The organism is Streptacidiphilus fuscans, assembly GCF_015690355.1.
Taxonomy (GTDB): Bacteria; Actinomycetota; Actinomycetes; order Streptomycetales; family Streptomycetaceae; genus Streptacidiphilus; species Streptacidiphilus fuscans.
In genome coordinates this window covers 374,591-396,485 of the sequence record NZ_JADPRT010000007.1, presented here as the reverse complement: position 1 = coordinate 396,485, position 21,895 = coordinate 374,591, and the positions used below count along the sequence as shown (strand labels likewise).

The following is a 21,895-nucleotide window of genomic DNA, read 5'->3' as shown; positions in this document are numbered from 1 at the left end:
TTGCTGCCCTCTGCAGCTGCCCATCTGTTCACTTATTGAATGCAAGTCGTGCGCGCTCAGGCTATCCGGCGCGGCTCCGCCAGCTTCGCGCTGCGCAGGTCGTGGTGGATCGGCCCGTCGTGCGCGCTGAGCGGCAGGCAGCTGCCGCCGCGGCGGTGGGCGACGATCTCGGCGGCGACCGCGACGGCCGTCTCCTCCGGGGTGCGCGCGCCCAGGTCCAGGCCGATGGGGGAGCGGAGCCGGTTCAGCTCGACCTCGGTCAGGCCGATCTCGCGCAGCCGCTCCAGCCGGTCGCCGTGGGTGCGGCGCGAGCCCATCGCGCCGACGAAGCCGAGCGGCATCCGCAGCGCGCGTTCCAGCAGCGGCACGTCGAACTTGGCGTCATGGGTCAGCACGCACAGTGCGGTTCGGGAGTCCAGTCGACCGGCCTCCGCCTCGGCCTCCAGGTAGCGGTGCGGCCAGTCGACCACCACGCGGTCGGCCTCGGGGAAGCGGCGCTCGGTCGCGAAGACCGGGCGGGCGTCGCAGACGGTCACGTCGTAGCCGAGGAACTTGCCGATCTTCGCGACCGCTCCGGCGAAGTCGATGGCACCGAAGACGATCATGCGCGGCGCGGGCACGTACGACTCGACGAAGAAGACGGCGGCGTCGCTCGCGTTGGGATCGCACGGGCGGCCGTCCAGCGCCAGCGTCAGCCGACCGGTGCGGCCGGCGTCCAGCATCGCGCGGGCGTGCACGACGGCGGCGATCTCCAGTTCCGGGCCGCCGGCCAACTCCCCTGCGTCGAGCGCCCCGTGGTGCGCGTCGCCGGTGACGGCGAGGGTCCGGCCCAGCAGCCCGGCCGGGCCGCTGATGCAGCGGACCAGCGCCACCGGCGTGCCGGACTGGACGTAGGCGATGCCCGCGTCCATGCCCTCGGAGGCGCCGGGGACGACCGGCTGGACGAAGATGTCGATGATCCCGCCGCAGGTCAGGCCGACGGCGAAGGCGTCCTCGTCGCTGTAGCCGAAGGTCTGCAGCACCGGCTCGCCGGAGGCCAGCGCCTCCTGGCACAGCTCGTAGACCGCGCCCTCGACGCAGCCGCCGGAGACCGAGCCGACCGCCTCGCCGTCCGCGTCCACGGCCAACGCGGCGCCCGGGTCGCGCGGTGCGCTCCCGGAGACCGAGACGACGGTGGCCACGGCGAACGGACGTCCCGCACGGTGCCAGGCGGCGAGCTGCTCGGCGATGTCCTGCATGGGAGGGGCTCCTCCGGTGTATGTTGTGGTAACGCGTGGGTGCGGGGTCGCCCCCCCCGACGGCGGGGCCCCCCGGCGGAAGGCTCAGTGGACGCCGAGCCATTCCTTGATCGGGTGCAGGGCGAAGTAGACGAGGAAGACCGCGGTCAGTCCCCACATCAGCACGCCCGGCTCACGCCACCGGCCCCGGCCGGCCTTGATCGCACAGTAGGCGATCACGCCTGCGCCGACACCGGCGGTGATCGAGTAAGTGAACGGCATCAGAGCGATGGTGAGGAAGGCCGGGATGGCCACCTCCCGGTCGCCCCACTCGATATGACGCGCCTGGGACAGCATCATCGAGCCGATGACCACCAGGGCGGCCGCCGCGACCTGACCCGGCACCATGCCGGCCAGCGGCGTGAAGAACAGCATCGCGGCGAAGACCAGGCCGGTGACGACGCTGGAGAAACCGGTCCGGGCGCCTTCGCCGACGCCGGTGGCCGACTCGATGAAGACCGTCTGGCCGGACGCGCCGGACAGACCGCCGATGATGCCGCCGGTGCCGTCCACGAACAGCGCCTTGGACAGGCCCGGCATCCGGCCCTGCTCGTCGGCCAGACCGGCCTCGGTGCCGATGCCGATGATGGTGGCCATCGCGTCGAAGAACCCGGCCAGGACCAGGGCGAAGACCGCGAAGCCCGCGCTCAGCGCGCCCATGCCCTTGCTGCCGAAGGCGCCGAACAGGTCGATGTGCCCGAAGAGACCGAAGTCCGGGCTGGCGACCGGGTTTCCGGGCCACTTCGGCACGGACAGACCCCAGACCGAGGCCGGGATGTTGAGCACCGCGTTGAGGATCACCGAGAGCACGGTGCCGGTCATGATGCCGATCAGGATCGCGCCCGGGACCTTGCGGGTCTGCAGGACGAAGATGGTCAGCAGCGTGATCGCGAAGATCAGTACCGGCCAGCCCTGCAGGTTGTTGTTGATGCCGAGCTGGAGCGGCGTGTCCGTACCCGCGGCGTCCGGGATGCGGGACACGAAGCCCGCGTTGACCAGGCCGATCAGTGCGATGAAGAGACCGATGCCGATGGTGATGGCGTGCTTGAGCGCCATCGGGATGCCGTTCATGATCTTCTCGCGAAGACCGGTCACGACCAGCAGCACGATCGCCGCGCCGTAGATGACGCAGAGGCCCATTGCCTGCGGCCAGGTGACGTGGGGGACCATCACCGCGGCAAGGGTGTTGGAGACGCTCAGACCGGCGGCCGCTGCGAGCGGCGCGTTGCCGACGACGCCGAGGAGGATCGTGGTGACCGCCGCGGCCAGGGCCGTTGCGGTGGTCACCTGGGCATGGCTCAGATGGTTCCCGTTGACGTCCGCCACCGACAGGATGATGGGGTTCAACAGAAGGATGTACGCCATGGCCATGAAGGTGGTCAGACCACCTCGGACCTCTCCGGCGAGGGTGGAACCTCTGGCGGAGATCTTGAAGTACGCGTCCAGCGCGTTCTTCGGTTTGGGTTCCGGGGACCGGGTGGGGTCGCCGGAAGGGGTGAGGCTGGATTCCGTGGAAGTCTGGGTCACGGTTCCACTCCCAAGTTTCGTAGGGGGTTGGGGTGGAGCGGCCGGCCTGGGTGACCCTCTAGGCAGGGATTCAGGGGACGGTGCGGCGCGCTACTTTCTACAGCTGCCGTGATGCACGGGCCTCGGCGAAGGCTGCGTGCTGGCGAGTGCGGGGTACATCGGTGTCTTTCTGTGCGTTGGTGCTGCCCCGGGGCGAGGCGCGGGAAGACGAGACATGGTTGCCCCGCCCCGGAGCGGTCTGTGAGCCGTCGTCAGCCCTCTGTGCCCGTCAGGTGCTCGGGCCGGACCGGCACGCGGTCCAGCGCGAGGCCGGTGGCCGCGCGGATGGCCGCGACGACGGCGGGGGTCGACGACAGGGTGGGTGCCTCGCCGACACCGCGCAGCCCGTAGGGGGCGTGCTCGTCGGCGAGTTCGAGGACGTCCACCGGCATCGGCGGGGTGTCCAGGATGGTGGGGATGAGGTAGTCGGTGAAGGACGGGTTCCTGACCTTGCCGTCCTTGACGACGATCTCCTCCATGACCGCGAGGCCGAGGCCCTGGGTCGAACCGCCCTGGATCTGGCCGACCACGGAGAGCGGGTTGAGCGCCTTGCCCACGTCCTGGGCGGCGGCCAGCTCGACCACCTTGACCAGGCCCAGCTCCACGTCCACGTCCACCACGGCGCGGTGGGCGCAGAAGGTGTACTGGACGTGGCCGAAGCCCTGGCCGGTCTCCTTGTCGAAGGGGACGGTGGGGCGGTGGTGGTGCTCGCGGGTCAGGTCGATCACGGAGTCGCCGAGCAGGTCGACGATGGAGATCAGCACGCCCGAGGAGGCGGAGACCACCTTGCCGCCGACCAGCGACAGGTCGTTGTACGTCCAGCCGTAGCGCTTGCGGCCCAGCGCCAGCAGCTCGTTGCGGACCGCCTCGGCGGCCAGCTTGACGGCGCCGCCGGTCATGTAGGTCTGGCGCGACGCGGAGGTCGAACCGGCCGACCCCACCTCGGTGTTGGCCGGGTGGATGGTGACCCGCTCGACGCCCAGCTCGGTCCGGGCGATCTGGCCGTGGACGGTGACGCCGCCCTGGCCGACCTCGGCCATGGCGGTGTGCACCATGGCGACCGGCTCACCGCCGATGACCTCCAGGCGGACCCGGGCGGTCGAGTAGTCGTCGAAGCCCTCGGAGAAGCCGACGTTCTTGATGCCGACCGCGTAGCCGACGCCGCGGACGATGCCCTCGCCGTGCGAGGTGTTCGACAGCGCGCCGGGGATCTCGCGGATGTCCAGGTGCGTGGTGTCCAGCGCTGGGGGAAGCGGGAGCTCCTTGACCCGGCGCAGCAGGTCGGCGACCGGGGCCGGGGAGTCGATCTCCTGGCCGGTCGGCATGATCGAGCCCTGCGAGACCGCGTTGAGCTGCCGCAGCTCCACCGGGTCCATGTTCAACTCGGCGGCCAGCTTGTCCAGTTGCGCCTCGTAGGCGAAGCAGGCCTGGACCGCGCCGAAGCCGCGCATGGCGCCGCAGGACGGGTTGTTGGAGTAGAGCGCGATGGCGAACATGTTGACGTTCGGCACCTCGTACGGGCCCATGCCCAGCGAGGCCGCGTTGCCGACGACGGCCGGGGAGGCGGAGGCGTAGGCGCCGCCGTCCAGCACGATCCGGGCGTCGCAGTAGACCAGCTTGCCGTCGCGGGTGGCGCCGTGCTCGTAGGTCAGCTTGGCCGGGTGGCGGTGCACGTGCCCGAAGAACGACTCCTCGCGGGAGTACACGATCTTGACGGGCTTTCCGGTGCGCTGCGCCAGCAGGCAGGCGTGGATCTGCATCGACAGGTCCTCGCGACCGCCGAACGCGCCGCCGACGCCGGCCAGGGTGAGCCGGACCTTGTTCTCCGGCAGGCCCAGCACCGGCGCGATCTGCTGCCGGTCCACGTGCAGCCACTGGGTGGCGATGTAGAGGTCCATGCCGCCGTCCTCGGCGGGCACGGCCAGACCGGACTCCGGGCCGAGGAAGGCCTGGTCCTGCATGCCGACCACGTAGTCGCCCTTGACGATCACGTCGGCCTGCGCGCGGACCTCGTCGGTGACGCCCTGGCCGTAGATCACCTTCTGCGAGTGGACGACGTTGCCGGACGCGTGGCCCTTGTACTCCGACGGCTCGTGCACGTACCCGTAGGTCTCCGGGTCGAGGCACTGCTCCTCGGTGGTGATGGTCGGCAGGATCTCGTACTCGACCTTGATCTTGGCGAGCGCCCGGCGGGCGGTCTCCGGGTGGTCGGCCGCGACGATGGCGATGGCCTCGCCGTGGTAGCGGATCTTGCCCGTGGCCAGCGCCGGCTGGTCCTGGATCTCCAGGCCGTAGAACTTCGAGCCGGGGATGTCGTCGTAGGTCATCACCGCGTACACGCCGGGGTGCTTGACCGCCTCGGAGGTGTCCACCGAGAGGATCCGCGCGTGGGCGTGCGGCGAGCGCAGCGCCATGCCCCACAGCATGTCCTCGTGCCACATGTCGGACGAGTAGGCGAACTCACCCTTGACCTTGAGGATGCCGTCCGGGCGCAGCGGCGAGCCGCCGATGCCGTCCGGGTGGGCACTGGTGATGTTCTGGAGGTTCTTCTCCGTGCGGATGGCACGCGTGCTCACTTGGACACCTCCGCGTTCGTGTCGCCCTTGGCGCACTTGCGGGCCGAGGCGAGTCGGACCGCGTCCATGATCTTCTCGTAGCCGGTGCACCGGCAGAGGTTGCCGGAGAGCGCCTCGCGGATGTCGTTGTCGCTCGGCTGCTGCTTGCGCTCCAGCAGGTCGTGGGTCTGCACCAGCAGACCCGGGGTGCAGAAGCCGCACTGCACCGCGCCCGCGTCCACGAAGGCCTGCTGGACGTCGTCCAGGCGGCCCTCCGGGTCGGCCAGGCCCTCGACGGTGCGGACCTCGCGGCCCTGCACCTGACCGGCGGCGACCAGACAGGAACAGACCGGGCTGCCGTCCAGGTAGACCGTGCAGCTGCCGCACTCGCCCTGCTCGCAGGCGTTCTTGGAACCCGGCAGGCCCAGGCGCTCGCGGAGCATGAACAGGAGGCTCTCGCCCTCCCAGACGTCGTCCGCCTCGACCTCGCGGCCGTTGGCGTTGAAGGTCACCCTCATGCTGCGCTCCTCAGGGACTGCGTGTACTCGTTCCAGGTCCAGGTCAGGGTGCGCCGCGCCATGACCGCCAGCGCGTGGCGGCGGTAGGCGGCGGTCCCGCGCACGTCGTCGATGGGCGACGAGGCGGCGGAGACCAGCTCACCGAAACGCTGGATCGCGGCCGGACCGATCAGGCCGCCGGACTCCCACAGCCCGCGCTCGGCCAGTTCGCCGGCGAGGAACTCCTCGGCCTCGACGGCGCGGCGCGGGGTGGGGGCGGCGGAGCCGATGCCGGTGCCGACCGTCCGGTTCTTGGGGTGCAGGGCGAAGCCGAAGGCGCAGACCGCGATGACCATCGCGTTGCGGGTGCCGATCTTCGAGAACTGCTGGGGGCCGTCCGCGACCGGGATCCGCACCGCGCGGATCAGCTCGTCCGGCTCCAGGCTGTTGCGCTTGACGCCGACGTAGAAGTCGTCGATCGCGATCAGGCGGGTGCCGCGGACCGACTGCGCCTCGACGTAGACGTCGCGTCCCGCCGCCAGCAGCGCGGGGTGGGCGTCACCGGCGGGCGAGGCGCCGCCCAGGTTGCCTCCGACGCTACCGCGGTTGCGGATCTGCGGGGATCCGACGGTGTTGCCGGCGATGGCCAGCCCGGGGAGCTGGTCGCCCAGCTCGTTGGTGATGCGGGCGTACGGCACGGCCGCGCCCAGCCGGATCACCTCGCCCTCGACGGGCCGGCCGTCGGGGCCGTCGAACGTGCCGGACTCCCACTCGGTCAGCTCACTGATCCGGTTGAGGTCCAACAGCGCGGCGGGGCGGTGGCGGTCGAAGTTGAGCTCGACCATCACGTCGGTACCGCCGGAGATCGGCAGCGCGGACGGGTTCTCAGCCTTCGCCGCGAGTGCCTCGTCCCAGGTGGCGGGCCGCAGGAACTCCATGCGGGTGACTCCTTCAGTCGGTACAGCGGGTGCGGTACTGCGGGATGCTCGGGGAGCGCGGGGAGGTGTGTGAGCAGTACACAAGTCGCACGCCATGTGCCGTCAGTCACTGATGGCATGAAGGTGGCGCAGAAGTGCCACCCATAGGGCTGTACGTTTCTCCAACGTCGGACGAACAGGTCGGGTCGAGTCGTCGACGATCGCTTCGTGTTCTCCGGTCGCGAAATGGGTGGCCAGGGCTGTCAGCACTGGGCGTAGTGTCAGCTCGTGACCGAGCCCACACAGCAGCCCGAGGCGACTTCCTCGCCCAATCCGTTCCTGCAGGCCAGCGACCTGCCCTTCGAACTGCCGCCGTTCCAGCGGATCGAGGAGGGCCACTACCTCCCGGCCTTCGAGGCCGGAATGGCCGAGCAACTCGCCGAGATCGCGGCGATCACCGCGAACCCCGCGCCCGCCGACTTCGAGAACACTCTTGTGGCCCTGGAACGCAGCGGAACGCTGCTGCGCCGGGTGGAGCTCGTGTTCTTCAACAAGACCAGCTCCGACTCCACCCCGAGCCTGCGGGAGCTGGAGGCGGAGATCAGCCCGCGCCTCGCCGCCCACAGCGACGCGATCCGCCTGGACCCGGCTCTCTTCGCCCGGATCGACGCCGTCCACGCCCGCCGCGACGAGCTGGACCTGGACCCGGAGTCGCTGCGCCTGCTCGAACGCCACCACTCCCGCTTCGTCCGCAGCGGCGCCCGCCTCGACGAGTCCGGCCAGGCCCGGCTGCGCGAGCTCAACGCGGAGCTGGCGACGCTCACCACCACGTTCGAGCGGCAGGTCTTCGAGGAGACCCGCGCGGCGGCGCTGGTGCTCGACACCGCCGAGCAGCTGGCCGGCCTCCCCGAGGACAAGATCGCCGCCGCCGCGGAGAACGCCAAGGCGCTGGGCCACGACGGCCGCTACGTCATCAGCCTGAAGAACTTCTCCAACCAGACCGAGCTCGCCTCGCTGACCGACCCCGAGCTGCGCGCCCGCCTGCTGGACGCCTCGCTGCGGCGCGGCATCACCGTCAACGGCCCGGTCGCCGCCCGGATGGCGGCGCTGCGCGCCGAGCGCGCCGAACTGCTCGGCTTCCCCAGCCACGCGGCCTGGGAGGTCTCCGACCAGACGGCGGGCACCACCGAGGCCGTCGAGTCGATGCTGGGCCGCCTGGTCGCCCCCGCGATGGCCAACGCCGACCGCGAGGGCGCGGCGCTGGCCGCCGCCGAGGGTGCCGCGGACGGGGTCGTCGCCGCGTCCGACTGGCAGTTCCTTTCGGAGCGGGTCCGCAAGGAGCAGTACGACGTCGACACCGCCGAGATGCGCCCCTACCTGGAGCTGGAGTCCGTGCTCCGGCGCGGCGTCTTCCACGCCGCCGGGCTGGTCTACGGCGTCACCTTCGTCGACCGTCCCGACCTGGTCGCCTACCACCCCGACGCCCGGGTCTTCGAGGTCCGCAACGCCGACGGCAGCTCCGTCGGGCTTTTCGTCGGCGACTTCTTCGCCCGCGAGTCCAAGCGCGGCGGCGCCTGGATGAACGAGCTGGTCGCCCAGTCGGGACTGTTCGGCCAGAAGCCGGTCGTGGTCAACAACCTCAACATCGCCAAGCCCCCGGCGGGCGAGCCGGCCCTGCTCACCTGGGACGAGGTCCGCACCCTCTTCCACGAGTTCGGCCACGCCCTGCACGGCCTCTTCTCCGACGTCCGCTACCCCTCGCTGGCCGGCACCGAGGTCCCGCGCGACTTCGTCGAGTACCCCTCGCAGGTCAACGAGATGTGGCAGGAGTGGCCCGAGGTGCTGGCCAACTACGCCCGCCACGTCGAGACCGGCGAGCCGCTGCCCGCCGAGCTGGTCGAGCGGGCGCGCGAGGCGCAGAACTTCGGCGAGGGCTTCCGCACGGTGGAGTACCTGGCGGCGGCACTGCTCGACTGGGCCTGGCACATCCGCCCCGCCAAGGACCCGATCGCCGAGACCCCGGAGGCCGCCGAGGCCTTCGAGGCGGAGGCGCTCACCCGCTACGGCCTGGCCCACCCGTCCATCCCGCCCCGCTACCGGACGGGCTACTTCGCCCACATCTTCGCGGGCGGCTACGCGGCGGGCTACTACGGCTACATCTGGTCCGAGGTCCTCGACGCCGACACGGTGGAGTGGTTCAAGTCCAACGCGGCGGCGGGCGTCTCCGTCCGCGAGAGCGGCGAGATCTTCCGGCGTGAGCTGCTGAGCCGCGGCGGCAGCGTCGACTCGATGGGCGCGTTCGCCGCGTTCCGCGGCCGCGCCCCGGAGATCCAGCCGCTGCTGGCGCGTCGCGGTCTGGACGGCGTCGCCGCACCCGGCTCGGAGGCGTAGCCGGGCGGGAAGGGGGACGCTGGAGGCAGACGGGACCGGGTCCGGCGCGGTCCTGTCTGCCGTCCGGGCGATTCGACGCGTGTCACCGATCGTCAGGTACGGTGCACCGGAAAACTTCCCCTGAGAGGCTGTCGGGAACCTGGGCCCAGGTTCCCGACAGCCTCTGACCCGACAATCCGGAGGTACCCGACGTGCGGATCGGCGCGCTGCTCGCTCCCACCGCACCGCCCATGCGCCTGCTCGCCGGGGAAGGCGAGCTGGATCGGGTGGTCACCGGGGTGATGACGACCGACCTGCGCGACCCGAGCCGGTACCTCCACGGTGGCGAGCTCGTCCTCACCGGCATGCTCTGGCGCTACGAGCCCGACGACTCCGAACGCTTCGTCCGCTTCCTCGCCGCCGGGGGAGCGGCCGGTCTCGCGGCCGGTGAGGCCGAGGTCGGCCCCGTCCCGCAGGACCTGGTCGACGCCTGCGCGCGCCACCGGATGCCGCTCTTCGCCGTCGGCGAGGACGTCGCCTTCGGCTCGGTCACCGAGTACGTGGTCCGCCAGGTCTCGGCGGACCGTGCCGCCGACCTTTCCGCGCTCGTCGACCGTCACCGGATGCTGGTCTCCGCCGCCGGAGGCGCGGGCCTCGACGCCGTGCTCGACCTGCTCGGCGGCGACGTCGACCTCGACTGCTGGGTGCTCACCCCGACCGGCCGTGTCGTCGCCGGTCCGGCCGGGGGCCTCGAACCCGCCGAGCGCGACCATTTGGCCCGCGCCCATCTGGAGGCCCAGCGGCGACGCCACGCCCCCTCGACCCGCGCCCGCGTCGGCGCCCGCGAGTTCTCGCTGCTGCCAGTCGCCGGTGGTGCGGCGCTGGCGCAGTGGATCCTCGCCATCGAGGGCGACGTCACCGAATGGACCGTCAAGCGCCAGCAGCTCGCCGAGAACCTGGCCCGGCTGGTCTCCGCCGAGCGCGTCCGCAGGGACGAGAGCCGCACCCTGCGCTCCCGCCTCGCCGACGAGATGATCGCGCTGCTCCAGCGCGACGCCGCCCCCGACGAGCTGCTGCGCGCCCTGGAGGCCGCGCACGCCATGACGCTGTCCGACGTGAGCACCGGTCAGCAGCCGTTGCCCACCGGCTGGGTGGTCGTCTCCGTCGAGAGTCAGGGGCTCGGCGAGGGGGAGGCCCGTGAGGCCGTCGTCGAGGCGGTCACCGGCCTGGACGACCGCGCCCTGGTCGGTGGCGGCGGACTCGGCGCGATCGTGCTGCTGCCGCAGCCCGTGGGCAAGCGGACCGCCGCCGAGGTGCTCGGCGACCTCTTCGCCCCGCTCGACGCCGGCCTCGGGCCGGAGGGCCGCCTCACCATCGGCGTCAGCGCCCCGGCCACCGGCGTCGGCGGACTGCGCGGCGCGCTGGAGGAGGCCCGTCACGCCCGCCGTATCGCCTCCGCGCGGGTCGGCCGGATCTGCGTGGCCGGTCCCGAGGAGCTGGCCTCGCACGTGCTGCTGCTGGCGGCCGTCCCGGACGAGGTGCGGCGCGCGTTCCGCTCCCGGCTGCTGGACCGGGTCGTCGCGTACGACCTGGAACACCAGGCGGACCTGGTCCGCACCCTGGAGGCCTTCCTCCGCTACGACGGCTCCTGGACGCGCTGCGCCGCGGCGCTCCACGTCCACGTCAACACCCTGCGCTACCGCATCGGCCGGATCGAGGAACTGACCGGCCGTGACCTGTCCAAGCTGGAGGACCGGGTCGACTTCTTCCTGGCACTCGAACTGAGCTGACGGTCCGTCGGCGCGCTGCGCCGGTGCCGGTCTGGGACCATGGAGGTGCCCGGGCAGCGCGCGAGGAACGGACCTCAGTTGAGCAGTGTGTACGGCGAGTACGGCGAATACGTTCGCAGGATGGCGCTTCGGCTTCCGGCCGTCGGCATCGACATCGGCGGCACGAAGATCGCAGCCGCTGTGGTCGACGGCGAGGGCGCCATCGTCGAGCAGATCCGCACGGAGACGCCGCACCGCAGCAAGAGCCCGAAGGTCGTCGAGGACGTCATCACGGAGCTCGTCCTGGCCCTGGCCGACCGGCACGACGTCCACGCGGTCGGCATCGGCGCGGCGGGGTTCGTCGACGCGCAGCGCGCCCGGGTCCTCTTCGCCCCGCACCTGAGCTGGCGCAACGAACCGCTGCAGGCGGCGCTGAGCGACCGCCTCAAGCTCCCGGTGGTCGTCGAGAACGACGCCAACGCCGCAGCCTGGGCGGAGTGGCGCTTCGGCGCGGGCGCGGACGAGGAGCGCCTGGTGATGGTCAACCTGGGCACCGGCATCGGCGGCGCGATCGTCCGCTCCGGCCGCCTGGACCGGGGCCGCTACGGGATGGCCGGGGAGTTCGGCCATATGACCGTCGTCCCCGGCGGCCACCGCTGTCCCTGCGGCAACCGGGGCTGCTGGGAGCAGTACTCGTCCGGCAACGCCCTGGTCCGCGAGGCGCGCGAACTGGCCGCCGCCGAGTCCCCCGTCGCCCAGCCGCTGCTGGACCGCGTCGACGGCGACGTGGGCGCGATCACCGGCCCGCTGGTGACGGAGGCCGCGCAGGACGGGGACCCGTGCGCGATCGAACTGCTGCAGGAGATCGGCAACTGGCTGGGCCTGGGCCTGGCCAACCTGGCCGCGGCCCTGGACCCCGGCCGGTTCGTCATCGGCGGCGGCGTCTCGGCGGCCGGCGAACTGCTGCTGGGCCCGGCACGTGAGGCCTACCGGCGGAACCTGACGGGCCGCGGCTTCCGCCCCGAGTGCGACGTGGTCGGCGCCCAATTGGGCAACACGGCCGGGATGATCGGCGCCGCCGACCTGGCCCGCGGGCGCGCACGGCGGTTCCGCACGGTCAAGCGCAGCCGCGTCGAGGGCACGCCCGCGCGGCGGCTGGGGCAGTGGTGGACGGCGGGGAGTTCATCCAAAACCACGGGCGCTGTGGATCTTTGAGGGGCAGGATGGTGGGCATGCGACTCACCAAACTCGGCCATGCCTGCGTCCGTCTGGAGCGGGACGGACAGACCCTCGTGCTCGACCCCGGCGCGTTCAGCGAAGACACGGCGATCGACGGCGCGGACGCCGTGCTGATCACGCACGAGCACGCGGACCACTTCGTGGAGGCGACGCTGCGGGCGGCGGCCCAGGCCAACCCGGCGCTGCGGATCTTCGCCGACAAGACCGTCGCCGCCCAACTGGAGGGCCTCGGCGCGGGCCGGGTGACCGTCGTCGGACACGGCGACGCCTTCACCGCCGCGGGGTTCGAGGTGGAGGTGCACGGCGAGTGGCACGCGGTGATCCACCCGGACATCCCGATCGTGCGGAACAACGGCTACCTGGTCGAGGGCGTCTTCCACCCCGGCGACTCGCTGACCGTGCCCGAGGCGCCGGTGGAGACCCTGTTGCTGCCGCTGCACGCGCCGTGGTCGAAGACCGGCGAGGTGATCGACTACGCCCGCGCGGTGGGCGCGAAGCGCAGCCTCGCCGTCCACGACGCGCTGCTCTCGGTCCCGGGGCTGTCAGTGGGAGAGCGCCTGGTCGGTGGCAATGTCACCGAGCAGACGCTCTTCACCCGGGTGGAACCGGGAACCTCTTTCGACCTCTGAGATCGAGCTCTGGGATCGACCTCAGAATTCGAGCTCTGGTCAGCTCACCGCGAGCTCAGCTCGCGGTGAGCAGCGGTCGCAGCGCGCCGCTCTGCAACCGGACGACGAGCGGGGGCGCGTACCTGCGCGCCAGCAGCATCGTCGGCAGGGCGACGGCGGTGCCGACCAGCAGGCCGACGACGACGTCGTGCGGGTAGTGGGCGCCGACCCAGACCCGCGAGAAGGCCATCACCAGGGCAAGCGCGGCGGCGATGATGCCCAGGTACCGGTTGACCAGCCACAGCGCGGCGGCCGAGGCGGCGGCGATGGTGGCGTGGTTGCTCGGGAAGGACCAGTCGCCGACGCCCGGGCAGGGCTGCAACGTCACCGTGCCGGGGATCGCCTGGCACGGCCGGACCTCGGTGACCAGGCTCTTGACGAGGTCGTTCACCACGAAGGCGACGACCACCGCGACCGGGACGGCCAGCGCCGTCGTCATGGCCAGCGCGTTGCTCGCCTGCCGGGCCTGCCACCAGCCGAAGACCATCAGCACGGCGAAGAGGCCGAGGCCGAAGGTGGCGTTGAAGGAGATCAGGTCGTCGAACCAGTGCGGTGCGCTCTGCGCCTGCTGGGTGAACCAGCTGTAGAGGCCGCCGTCGATGGACGGGCCGGACAGCGCGAGGTTGTGCAGGCCGATGCTCTGCGGAGCGATGCTGTGCAGGTCCGCCGCCTGAACCGCACCGGCCTGAACCGCACCGGCGTGGACTGCGTCGACGTGCAGGGCACCGGTCTGGACGGCGCCGTGCACGACGGCGGTGTGCTGGAGAGTGCTCACGAGGCGGTCACTCCGCGGCGGTGCTGCTCTTGCGAGCGCGCAGCAGTTCCAGGGCGATCGGGATCAGCGAGAGGACCACGATCACGGCGATGATCGGCAGCAGGTAGTTGTCGATGTTCGGGATGCTCGACCCGAGCGCGTATCCGGCCAGCGTGACGCCGATGCTCCAGAGCAGGCCGCCGACGACCTGCCACACGGTGAAGGTCTTGACCGGGACGTTGAGCGCGCCGGCCATCGGGTTGAGCACGGTGCGCACCACCGGGATGAACCGGGCCAGCACGATCGCCTTGGCGTAGCCGTACTTGGCCAGGATCTCCTCGGCCCGCTCCGCACCCTTCTGCAGGTGCTTGTTCTTGCTGCGGGCCAGCAGCGACTTGCCGCCCTTGCGGCCGATCAGGTAGCCGACCTGGGCGCCGATCAATGAGCCTGCGATGGCGCAGACCAGCACGGACGGCAGGTTCAGGTGGACGCCGTTCTTGGTGGTGGTGCAGAGCAGGCCGGCGGTGAAGAGCAGCGAGTCGCCCGGCAGGAAGAAGCCGACCAGCAGGCCGGTCTCGGCGAAGAGGATCACCGCGATACCCAGTGCGCCGAATGCGGCGAGCACCGAGTTGGCATCGAGGAGGTTCACCGCGAGGTAGTGCACGGCCGAGGGGTCCGGGGCCATCGGAATGATCCTCCTGCAGGGGTGGGCGCGGGTTCGGTAAGGTCTGTCTGGAACAACGTCTACATCCATGTAGTCGTTCCGGCTCACTGTAGTGGATGGACGTGAGGATTCCGAAGACGCGAGCGGTGGCCGGGGCGCAAGAGAAGCGTGAGAAGGTGCGCGGGGCGCGCATGGAACGACACGAGAGCGGGGAGGTCGAGGGGCATGGCGGATGCGGGACACCGGCGGAATCCCGGTGAGCTGGAGTCCGGTGTGCTCTCCGTGCTGTGGTCCGCGACGGGGCCGCTGACCCCGGGGGAGATCCAGCACGCTCTCGGCGGGGGGCTGGCACGCACCACGGTGAACACGATCCTGTCCCGGCTGCACGAGAAGGGCGTGGTGGAGCGCACGCGCAACGGGCGCGCCTTCGCCTACGCCCCCGCGCGTGAGGTCGCCGACGCGCCGGGACTGGTGGCGCGGCGGATGCGGTCGGAGCTGGAGAAGGAGCAGGACCGCGAGGCCGTGCTGGCCCGCTTCGTGTCAGGGCTCAGTGACGAGGACGAGGAGCATCTGCGACGCCTGCTCGGCACGTGAGGGTCACGGGCTGCCGGAAGGTCATGATGGACGCATGACGTCCAGTACGCAGAGCTTCAGCACGCGGACCTTCGAGCTGACCACCGGTCACCATGAGGCGGCCGTCGATCTGACGAGCCGTTGCGAGACCTTCCTGGCCGAGGTCGCGCCGGGACGGGACGGGCTGCTCAACGTCTTCGTGCCGCATGCGACCGCCGGGATCGCGGTCATCGAGACGGGCGCGGGCAGCGACTCCGACCTGCTGGCCCAGCTGCGCGAACTGCTGCCCGCCGACGACCGCTGGCGGCACCGGCACGGCTCGCCGGGGCACGGTCGGGACCACGTGCTGCCCGGCCTGGTGGCCCCGCACGCAACGCTGCCGGTGATCGGCGGTCGGATGGCGCTCGGGACCTGGCAGTCGGTGGTGCTGGTCGACACCAACGTCGACAACCCGGTCCGTACCGTGCGCCTCTCGTTCCTCGGCGGCTGATCGTCCGGGCGACGCGACTTCCCGCGCGGGATCGGGCGGAATCTTGTATTCCCTCTGGTCAGCCGTCCGGGCGCGGGCGTCGAGCGCCGCCGCCCGGCCGCCTGCGGGCCGACTGTGTAGCCCGACTGAAAATAGCCGAAGGATTTACGCGATGGACCTGTGCGGTGCCCAGGTTCGAGCCTTGGGGTGCGGGCAGCGGACCGCCGCCCGGACGGGGCGGCGGGGGAACCCGCCCTGTTTCACGAGCCCCTGAGGAGATCGCATGCCGCACGTCACGTCCTTCACCGGCGACGCCAAGCCGTACCGTGAGGGCGCCGAGCCGTACGCCGACTACCGGCGGGCCGAGACGCTCCCCTTCGACCAGCTGGTCGACCTCGCGGACCGACGCCTGGGCGGTGCGGTCGTCGCAGCCAACGACGAGTTCTTCGCCGAGCGCGAGAACCTGCTGGTCCCCGAGCCCGCCGTGTTCGCCCCGGAGCGGTTCGGGCACAAGGGCAAGATCATGGACGGCTGGGAGACCCGCCGTCGCCGCGGGGTGGACGAGGAGACCCCGCACCCCGAGGCGGACGACCACGACTGGGCGCTGATCCGGCTGGGCGTGCCCGGCGTGGTCCGGGGCCTGGTCGTGGACACCGCGCACTTCCGCGGCAACTACCCCCAGGCGGTCAGCGTCCAGGCGACCACAGCCCCGGCCTCCGCCTCGGCGGAGGAACTGCTCGCGGACGACGTCGAGTGGATCGAGATCGTCCCGCGTACCGAGATCGGCGGGCATGCGGCCAACGCCTTCAGCGTCGACGTCGAGCGGCGCTTCACCCACCTGCGCCTCAACCAGCACCCCGACGGCGGCGTCGCCCGGCTGCGGGTCTACGGCGAGGTGGCGCCCGACCCGGAGTGGCTGGACGCGCTCGGCGCCTTCGACCTGGTCGCGCTGGAGAACGGCGGCGCGGTCGAGGACGCCTCCGACCGCTTCTACTCGCCGCCGACCAACACCATCCTGCCGGGCCGTTCCCGGAAGATGGACGACGGCTGGGAGACGCGGCGGCGTCGTGACAAGGGCAACGACTGGGTCCGCTACCGCCTGACCGGCCAGGCGGTGATCCGTGCCGTCGAGATCGACACCACCTACCTGAAGGGCAACGCGGCGGGCTGGGCCGCGCTGTTCGTCCAGGATCAGAGCTCCGGCACCGGGGAGTGGACCCAGATCCTGCCCCGCACCCGGCTGCTGCCCGACACCGTGCACCGGTTCCTGGTCGACACGCCGCCGTCGACCCACGTCCGGATCGACATCTTCCCGGACGGCGGCATATCCCGGCTGCGGCTCTTCGGCTCGCTGACCGCGGACGGCGCGAAGGCGCTGGCCGAGCGCACCGCCGAACTGTCCGGCTGACGGACGGTCAAGGCTCCGGCACAGCAGGCACAACCAGCACAGCAGGCACAACCAGCACAGCAGGCACAACCACAGAGCACCGCCCGCGCCGCCTTCGTGGCGCCGGGGTCGGCCGGGCACCCGCCCGGTCCGCCCCGGCCCCACGGAGGCGGCGCTTCCTTGTCCGCGCCGCTCTCGACCGGTCGGCTGTGCGGCCGGTGACCGCCCGTCGGACGGTTGTTGCTGTACGACCGAGTGATCCGTAGCCTCGGCTGAATGATCGAATGGGATCTACGGAAGTTCCGTGTGCTGACCGAGCTGAAGCGCCAGGGCACGGTCACCGCCACGGCTCAGGCGCTCTCCCTCACCCCCTCGGCGGTGTCGCAGACCCTCAACAGCCTGAGTCGGCAGATCGGCGCACCGATCGTCGAGCCGGACGGGCGGCGGGTGCGCCTGACCGAGGTGGCGCATCTGCTGCTCCGTCACGGTGATGCCGTGTTCGCCCAGTTGGAGGCCGCCGAAGCCGAGATCGAGGCGTACCTGGGCGGTGAGGAGGGGCTGGTCCGGATCGGCTCGTTCGCCACCGGAGTGGAGGCGCTGGTGATGCCGGCGCTGGACCTGCTCCGGCAGTCCCGCCCCACCTTCCAGGCCTCCGTGCACGAAGCCGAGGCGGCCGAGGTCTACACACTGCTGGAGCGCGGCGAGATTGACGTGGCGCTGTCGTTGGCCGCGCACACCGACGGCGCCGTGGCCGGCGGACGGCTGGTCAGCTTCCCACTGCTGGCGGACCCGATGGACGTCGCGCTGCCCGCGGGGCACCACCTCGCGGGGCAAGCCGGGCTGCATCTGGCCGACCTGGCGGAGGAGGCCTGGGTCTTCGGCGCGTCGGGCCCGTGGCGGGACATCACCCTGGCGGCCTGCGCCGAGGTGGGCTTCGCTCCCATCGCCGCGCACACCGCCTCGGACTGGGGCGCGATCCTGGCGATCGTGCAGGCGGGGATGGGCGTGGCGCTGGTGCCTCGTCTGGTGGACGCCCGGCGTCCTGGCGTGCGGATCCGGGTGCTGACGGAGGATCAACCCCGGCGCCACGTCATAGGGGCGGTGCGCAGGGGGTCCGAGACCGCCCCGCGCCTGAAGGTGGTCGTACGGAGTCTTCAGCGCGTCGCCGAGGACCGTCGCCGCTACAACCCGTCCGTGTAAACGTACTGAAACTTCGCTTACGAAAAGCTCGATGGACGCACCACCGGCCCGGCCGGTCAACTGGTTGTGCGGCGACGATCCCGTCTGCCGCACAAGCCAGTTGACCCGAACCGGAGGTGTGCACCATGCCTGTGGCACTGCTCGACCTGACCGGGCGCGACCTCGGTGCGAGCGTGGTTGCCTCCAGCGACGACTCCGCAGGCCGCCATGACGCGCTGCTGAGGGTTCGGCCCCCAGTCGCGACGGCCCCGGGCACAACGCCGGACGCCTGGCGAGCGCGGCGTCGCACGGCGCCTGTCGGCGAGTGGGTGATCGTCCGGCTGGGCGAGCCCGGTGTGCTGCGCACGGTGGTGCTCGACACCCGCCACCTCCACGACGACTGCCCCGACTCGGTCACCGTCCAGGCCCACTGCTGGGACGGCTACCCGGCCGCCGAGCAGCTGACCGACCCGGCACTGCCGTGGACGACCCTGCTGCGCGGAGTGGCCCTGCGGCCGGACGCCGAGAACGCCTTCGACGTCACCGACCCGCACCGCTACACGCACCTGCGGATCATCGTCCAGCCCGACGGGGCGCTCGCCCGGCTGCGGGCCCACGGCACGGTCGTGCCCGACACGACCCTGCTGCGCGCCGCCTGGATCGACCTGGCCGCGCAGGAGAACGGCGCGGTGGTGGTCGACCACTGCGGCGAACACCCCCACGCCCCCGCCGCACGGCTGACCGTCCCCGGCGGGCCGGACGGCCCCGGCTGGGTCCCGCCGCGTCGGCGGGACGCCTCCCACGACTGGGTCCACCTCCGGCTCGCCGCCGAGGGCACGGTGCGTCAGGTGGACATCGACACCTCGTTCCAGGGCGTGGACGCACCGAGCCGCGCGGCCCTGTACGGGCTCAACGCCTCGGACAGCGGGGACGATCTTCCGCGCTGGTTCGAACTGCTGCCCGCCACACCGTTGCTGCCCGACACCCGGCACCGCTTCCTGGTGCCGACGCCGCGCCCCTCCAGTCATGTCCGGCTCGACCTGTTCCCGGGCGGTGGTGCCTCGCGGCTCCGGCTGTGGGGCGAACTCGCCCCGGCGGGACGGGCGTCGCTCGCGCTCGGGTGGCTCAACACGCTGCCCGGCCAGGCGTTGACCGCACTGCTCGACCGGCCCGGGACACGCGGAACCCCCGGGCCGGAACCGGGCCAGGTCGAGACCTTCCTGGCCGACAGGCCGTTCACCAGCCTCGGCCAGGCCCGCGCCGCCGCACCTGCGGCGCTGCTCACTCACCTTCGAGAGGAGACCCACGCGTGACGCTCACCAGCCCGCGCCCTGACGTCCAGCCCGAGAGCCCTTCTGACGCCCTGTCGGAGGTCCCGCAGACAGATCTCAGTAGCTCCCGATCCGGAACGGGACCGGACAGTGCGCCCCCGGAGAGTGCGCCCCCGGGCAGTCGCATCCGGGGCCGGGCGGCCGTCATCGGACTGGCACTGGCCACCCTCGCCACCGTCATCTGGTCGGGGAACTTCATCATCGCCGATGCCATGGCCCGTTCCATCCCCCCGGTTCAACTGGCGTTCTGGCGTTGGGTCATCGCCCTCTGCGCCGTCGCCCCCTTCGGGGTCAGGCACCTGCGCCGTGAGTGGGCCGTCGTGCGGGCGCACTGGAAGTTCCTCAGCTGCGCCGCGCTGTTGGGCGTCACGCTGTTCAACACCCTGATCTACACCGCCGGGCGCACCAGTCCGGCCACCAACATGGCCCTGCTGGCCGCCGCGTCCCCGTTGGTGATCACGCTGGGCGCCCGGTTGGTCTGGAAGGAGGCCATGGGGCCACGCCGCTGGGCCGGGGCGGCGCTGTCCCTGGTCGGGATCGTCGTGCTGATCACCCGCGGCTCGCTCACCACACTGCTGGACCTGCACTTCTCGTCCGGGGACCTGTGGATGGTCGCCGCGATGACCACCTTCGCGCTCTACTCCCTGATGCTCAAGCGCAAGCCGGCCGGCCTCTCCGGGCTCAGCCTGCTGCTGGCCACCTTCGGGCTCGGCACCGCTTTCCTGGCGCCCGCCTACGCCTGGAGCCTCACCACGCAGGGCGGGTTCCCCGTCCACGTCACCACGGTCAGCGCGCTGCTCTACGTCGGCGTGCTCTCCTCGGCGGTCGCCTACTTCTGCTGGAACAAGGCCATCGCCACGGTCGGGGTGGGCCGTGCCTCGGTCATCTACTACCTCGAACCCGCCGTCGTCGCCCTGCTCGCCTACCTCACCCTCGGCGAGCCGATCAACACTCCGCAGCTGGCCAGCATGGCGCTGATCGTCATCGGCGTCGCCCTCAGCTCCTGACCCGTGCACCGGACTGTCCCTCAGCACCACCGCTCCACCCGCGAACTGTGAACGCGAACTGAGAACCCTGAACCGTGCAACCGCGGACCTCGCCGGCACCGTGCCGAGCGACCGCGCAACGAGGAGGACCACGAACGTGAACACCCCGTCCATCAACGCCCAGCGACTCCTGACCGAGCTGACGCACCTCGCGCAGATCGGGGCCGGACCGGACGGAGCGATCCACCGTGTCGCGGGGTCGCGCGCCGACCTCGCCGCGCGTGACTGGCTGAGCAAAACCATGCAGGTCGCCGGACTGACCGGCCATCGCGACGAGATAGGCAACGTCTTCGGCCGTGTACCAGGCAGCACCGGCCCATGGGTACTGCTCGGCTCCCACGCCGACACGGTCCCGGCCGCCGGTCACCTGGACGGCGCCTACGGCGTGGTCGCCGCCATCGAGGTGCTGCGCACGCTGGTCGAGACGGGGCATCCGGCCGCCGACCACATCGAGATCGTGGCCTTCTGGGACGAGGAGGGCGTGGCGCCCGACTCCAACGGGGGCCTGGGCGGTTCGACCTTCCTCGCCGACAGTCCGCACATCGACGACATCGCCGCCTATCTGGAGGTCCACGTCGAGCAGGGCCCGCGGATGGAGGCCGCGGGTCTCGACCTCGCGGCGGTCACCGGCATCGTCGGCGTCGAGCGCTACGAGATCGTCATGCACGGACAGGAGAACCACGGCGGCGCGTCCCCGTTCGACATGCGCGCCGACGCCGGACGTGCGGCGACCCGTGCCGCGGCCGCGCTCCGCCCCATCTGCCAGAGCATCGACCCCGTCGGACTGATCGGCAATGTCGGCTCCTGCTCGTTCACACCCGGCGCCGCCAACGTCGTTCCGGGGGAGGCGACCCTCCAGATCGAGATCCGCGGCATCAGCGAGGCGGTCCTGGACCAGACCCGGACCGCGCTCCGCGAGGCGTACGAGCGGATCGCGGAGGAGGAGAACTGCACCTGCACCATCCGGAAGGCGTCCGCCAAGCCCGTCGCGGAGTTCAACCCGGAGATCGTCCGCATGGCCGACGAGGTCTGCCGGGCCAGCAGCGACCGCACCGATCGGATGGCCTCCTACGCCGGACACGACGCCAGCGTGATGAGTACCCGGGTCGCCACCGGCATGATCTTCGTGCCCAGCACCTCGGGCATCAGCCACAACGCCTTGGAGCACACGCCCGACCACCAACTGGTCCTGGGCACCCAGGCGCTGCTGGACACGGCCGTGGCCACCGCCGAGCGGCTGACGACCGGTCAGGACTCGCTGTCGGCCGCCCCGCCGGTGCTGGCGGCCGCGGCCTGACGCGCGCCGGCGCCCCGCCGCACGGCCTTCGGCGGCCCGCGACTGTGACCCGTGATCGACCCCACTGCCTGAAGGCGTGTCGGGGCCGGTCACGGGTCACCCGTGCTTACCGTGCGCCTCTCGTTCCTCAGCTGAGCTCTCGTTGCACATCTGACCCACATCTGGCGCATATCTGACGCATCATTACCTGAACGGGCGGCAAATCTTCAACCTTTCAGGGCATTTGCTGGCATGCACACTTCCCCGACCGGTTACCCGCTGGTACACATGACGTGACGCGCGTCGCACTGTGTCCCACCTCACAGTCGTGTACCACCACGTTGCAGTGGAGGGTTTC

General features: G+C 71.4%; 18 protein-coding genes. 11 read left to right on the top strand and 7 right to left on the bottom strand.

Annotation, left to right across the window (positions count from 1 at the left end; genetic code table 11):
* Positions 1 to 56 precede the first annotated feature (56 nt).
* From I2501_RS19565 to I2501_RS19545, 5 genes are all read right to left on the bottom strand, one after another.
* The gene (locus I2501_RS19565; protein WP_196195366.1) at positions 57 to 1,238 is read right to left on the bottom strand and encodes an XdhC family protein; all 1,182 of its coding nucleotides are present in this window, start codon (positions 1,236 to 1,238) and stop codon (positions 57 to 59) included.
* An 84-nt stretch (positions 1,239 to 1,322) separates the two neighbouring features.
* Complete coding sequence (locus I2501_RS19560) at positions 1,323 to 2,804, bottom strand: NCS2 family permease (RefSeq protein ID WP_196195365.1); 1,482 nt, start codon at positions 2,802 to 2,804, stop codon at positions 1,323 to 1,325.
* A gap of 251 nt (positions 2,805 to 3,055) precedes the next feature.
* Positions 3,056 to 5,404 (bottom strand): xanthine dehydrogenase subunit D, encoded by a 2,349-nt coding sequence (pucD, locus tag I2501_RS19555; RefSeq protein ID WP_328806488.1) that lies wholly within the window; start codon positions 5,402 to 5,404, stop codon positions 3,056 to 3,058.
* Positions 5,405 to 5,415: 11 nt separating this feature from the next.
* Entirely contained in the window at positions 5,416 to 5,916 is a 501-nt protein-coding gene (locus I2501_RS19550) for a (2Fe-2S)-binding protein (RefSeq protein WP_196195363.1), read from the bottom strand.
* A complete protein-coding gene (locus tag I2501_RS19545; protein ID WP_196195362.1) occupies positions 5,913 to 6,833 on the bottom strand; it encodes an FAD binding domain-containing protein in 921 nt (306 codons plus the stop codon). The genes I2501_RS19550 and I2501_RS19545 overlap by 4 nt, the downstream gene beginning before the upstream one ends.
* 267 nt (positions 6,834 to 7,100) lie before the next feature.
* On the opposite strand from I2501_RS19545, the gene I2501_RS19540 reads away from it, so the two are divergent.
* The 4 genes from I2501_RS19540 to I2501_RS19525 all read left to right on the top strand — a co-directional run bounded on the left by I2501_RS19540 (position 7,101) and on the right by I2501_RS19525 (position 12,819).
* Positions 7,101 to 9,203, top strand: a complete 2,103-nt coding sequence (locus I2501_RS19540; protein ID WP_196195361.1) for a M3 family metallopeptidase — start codon at positions 7,101 to 7,103, stop codon at positions 9,201 to 9,203.
* Positions 9,204 to 9,394: 191 nt separating this feature from the next.
* On the top strand, positions 9,395 to 10,972 hold the full coding sequence (locus tag I2501_RS19535) for a PucR family transcriptional regulator (protein ID WP_196195360.1): 1,578 nt from the start codon (positions 9,395 to 9,397) through the stop codon (positions 10,970 to 10,972).
* Positions 10,973 to 11,092: 120 nt separating this feature from the next.
* Positions 11,093 to 12,166: an ROK family glucokinase gene (locus I2501_RS19530; RefSeq protein ID WP_236046649.1), complete on the top strand. Its 1,074-nt coding sequence runs from the start codon at positions 11,093 to 11,095 to the stop codon at positions 12,164 to 12,166.
* Between the two features lie 17 nt (positions 12,167 to 12,183).
* On the top strand, positions 12,184 to 12,819 hold the full coding sequence (locus tag I2501_RS19525; protein ID WP_196195358.1) for an MBL fold metallo-hydrolase: 636 nt from the start codon (positions 12,184 to 12,186) through the stop codon (positions 12,817 to 12,819).
* A gap of 55 nt (positions 12,820 to 12,874) precedes the next feature.
* Here the strand turns inward: I2501_RS19525 and I2501_RS19520 are convergent, their stop codons facing one another.
* Positions 12,875 to 13,633 (bottom strand): phosphatase PAP2 family protein, encoded by a 759-nt coding sequence (locus I2501_RS19520; RefSeq protein WP_328806483.1) that lies wholly within the window; start codon positions 13,631 to 13,633, stop codon positions 12,875 to 12,877.
* A gap of 7 nt (positions 13,634 to 13,640) precedes the next feature.
* On the bottom strand, positions 13,641 to 14,297 hold the full coding sequence (locus I2501_RS19515; RefSeq protein ID WP_196195357.1) for a DedA family protein: 657 nt from the start codon (positions 14,295 to 14,297) through the stop codon (positions 13,641 to 13,643).
* Positions 14,298 to 14,501: 204 nt separating this feature from the next.
* Between I2501_RS19515 and I2501_RS19510 the strand changes: the two genes are divergently transcribed.
* The 7 genes from I2501_RS19510 to I2501_RS19480 all read left to right on the top strand — a co-directional run bounded on the left by I2501_RS19510 (position 14,502) and on the right by I2501_RS19480 (position 21,558).
* Positions 14,502 to 14,870, top strand: a complete 369-nt coding sequence (locus I2501_RS19510; protein ID WP_196195356.1) for a BlaI/MecI/CopY family transcriptional regulator — start codon at positions 14,502 to 14,504, stop codon at positions 14,868 to 14,870.
* 34 nt (positions 14,871 to 14,904) lie between these two features.
* Positions 14,905 to 15,339 (top strand): YjbQ family protein, encoded by a 435-nt coding sequence (locus I2501_RS19505; protein ID WP_196195355.1) that lies wholly within the window; start codon positions 14,905 to 14,907, stop codon positions 15,337 to 15,339.
* A 262-nt stretch (positions 15,340 to 15,601) separates the two neighbouring features.
* Positions 15,602 to 16,726, top strand: coding sequence for an allantoicase (gene alc, locus I2501_RS19500; protein WP_196195354.1), 1,125 nt, complete (start codon positions 15,602 to 15,604; stop codon positions 16,724 to 16,726).
* A 255-nt stretch (positions 16,727 to 16,981) separates the two neighbouring features.
* A complete protein-coding gene (locus tag I2501_RS19495) occupies positions 16,982 to 17,905 on the top strand; it encodes a LysR family transcriptional regulator (protein WP_196195353.1) in 924 nt (307 codons plus the stop codon).
* Between the two features lie 125 nt (positions 17,906 to 18,030).
* A complete protein-coding gene (locus I2501_RS19490) occupies positions 18,031 to 19,197 on the top strand; it encodes an allantoicase (protein WP_196195352.1) in 1,167 nt (388 codons plus the stop codon).
* Positions 19,194 to 20,222 (top strand): DMT family transporter, encoded by a 1,029-nt coding sequence (locus I2501_RS19485; RefSeq protein WP_328806481.1) that lies wholly within the window; start codon positions 19,194 to 19,196, stop codon positions 20,220 to 20,222. Before I2501_RS19490 ends, I2501_RS19485 begins: the two co-directional genes overlap by 4 nt.
* Positions 20,223 to 20,358: 136 nt before the next feature.
* The gene (locus tag I2501_RS19480) at positions 20,359 to 21,558 is read left to right on the top strand and encodes a Zn-dependent hydrolase (RefSeq protein WP_196195351.1); all 1,200 of its coding nucleotides are present in this window, start codon (positions 20,359 to 20,361) and stop codon (positions 21,556 to 21,558) included.
* Positions 21,559 to 21,895: the final 337 nt, after the last annotated feature.

Bases quoted from the DNA above. Each gene is read 5' to 3' on its own strand.
- I2501_RS19550 (WP_196195363.1), bottom strand. From the start codon at position 5,916: ATGAGGGTGACCTTCAACGCCAACGGCCGCGAGGTCGAGGCGGACGAC.
- I2501_RS19505 (WP_196195355.1), top strand. From the start codon at position 14,905: ATGACGTCCAGTACGCAGAGCTTCAGCACGCGGACCTTCGAGCTGACC.
- I2501_RS19515 (WP_196195357.1), bottom strand. From the start codon at position 14,297: ATGGCCCCGGACCCCTCGGCCGTGCACTACCTCGCGGTGAACCTCCTC.
- I2501_RS19495 (WP_196195353.1), top strand. From the start codon at position 16,982: ATGATCGAATGGGATCTACGGAAGTTCCGTGTGCTGACCGAGCTGAAG.
- I2501_RS19565 (WP_196195366.1), bottom strand. From the start codon at position 1,238: ATGCAGGACATCGCCGAGCAGCTCGCCGCCTGGCACCGTGCGGGACGT.
- I2501_RS19490 (WP_196195352.1), top strand. From the start codon at position 18,031: ATGCCTGTGGCACTGCTCGACCTGACCGGGCGCGACCTCGGTGCGAGC.
- I2501_RS19525 (WP_196195358.1), top strand. From the start codon at position 12,184: ATGCGACTCACCAAACTCGGCCATGCCTGCGTCCGTCTGGAGCGGGAC.
- I2501_RS19510 (WP_196195356.1), top strand. From the start codon at position 14,502: ATGGCGGATGCGGGACACCGGCGGAATCCCGGTGAGCTGGAGTCCGGT.
- I2501_RS19545 (WP_196195362.1), bottom strand. From the start codon at position 6,833: ATGGAGTTCCTGCGGCCCGCCACCTGGGACGAGGCACTCGCGGCGAAG.
- alc (WP_196195354.1), top strand. From the start codon at position 15,602: ATGCCGCACGTCACGTCCTTCACCGGCGACGCCAAGCCGTACCGTGAG.
- I2501_RS19530 (WP_236046649.1), top strand. From the start codon at position 11,093: ATGGCGCTTCGGCTTCCGGCCGTCGGCATCGACATCGGCGGCACGAAG.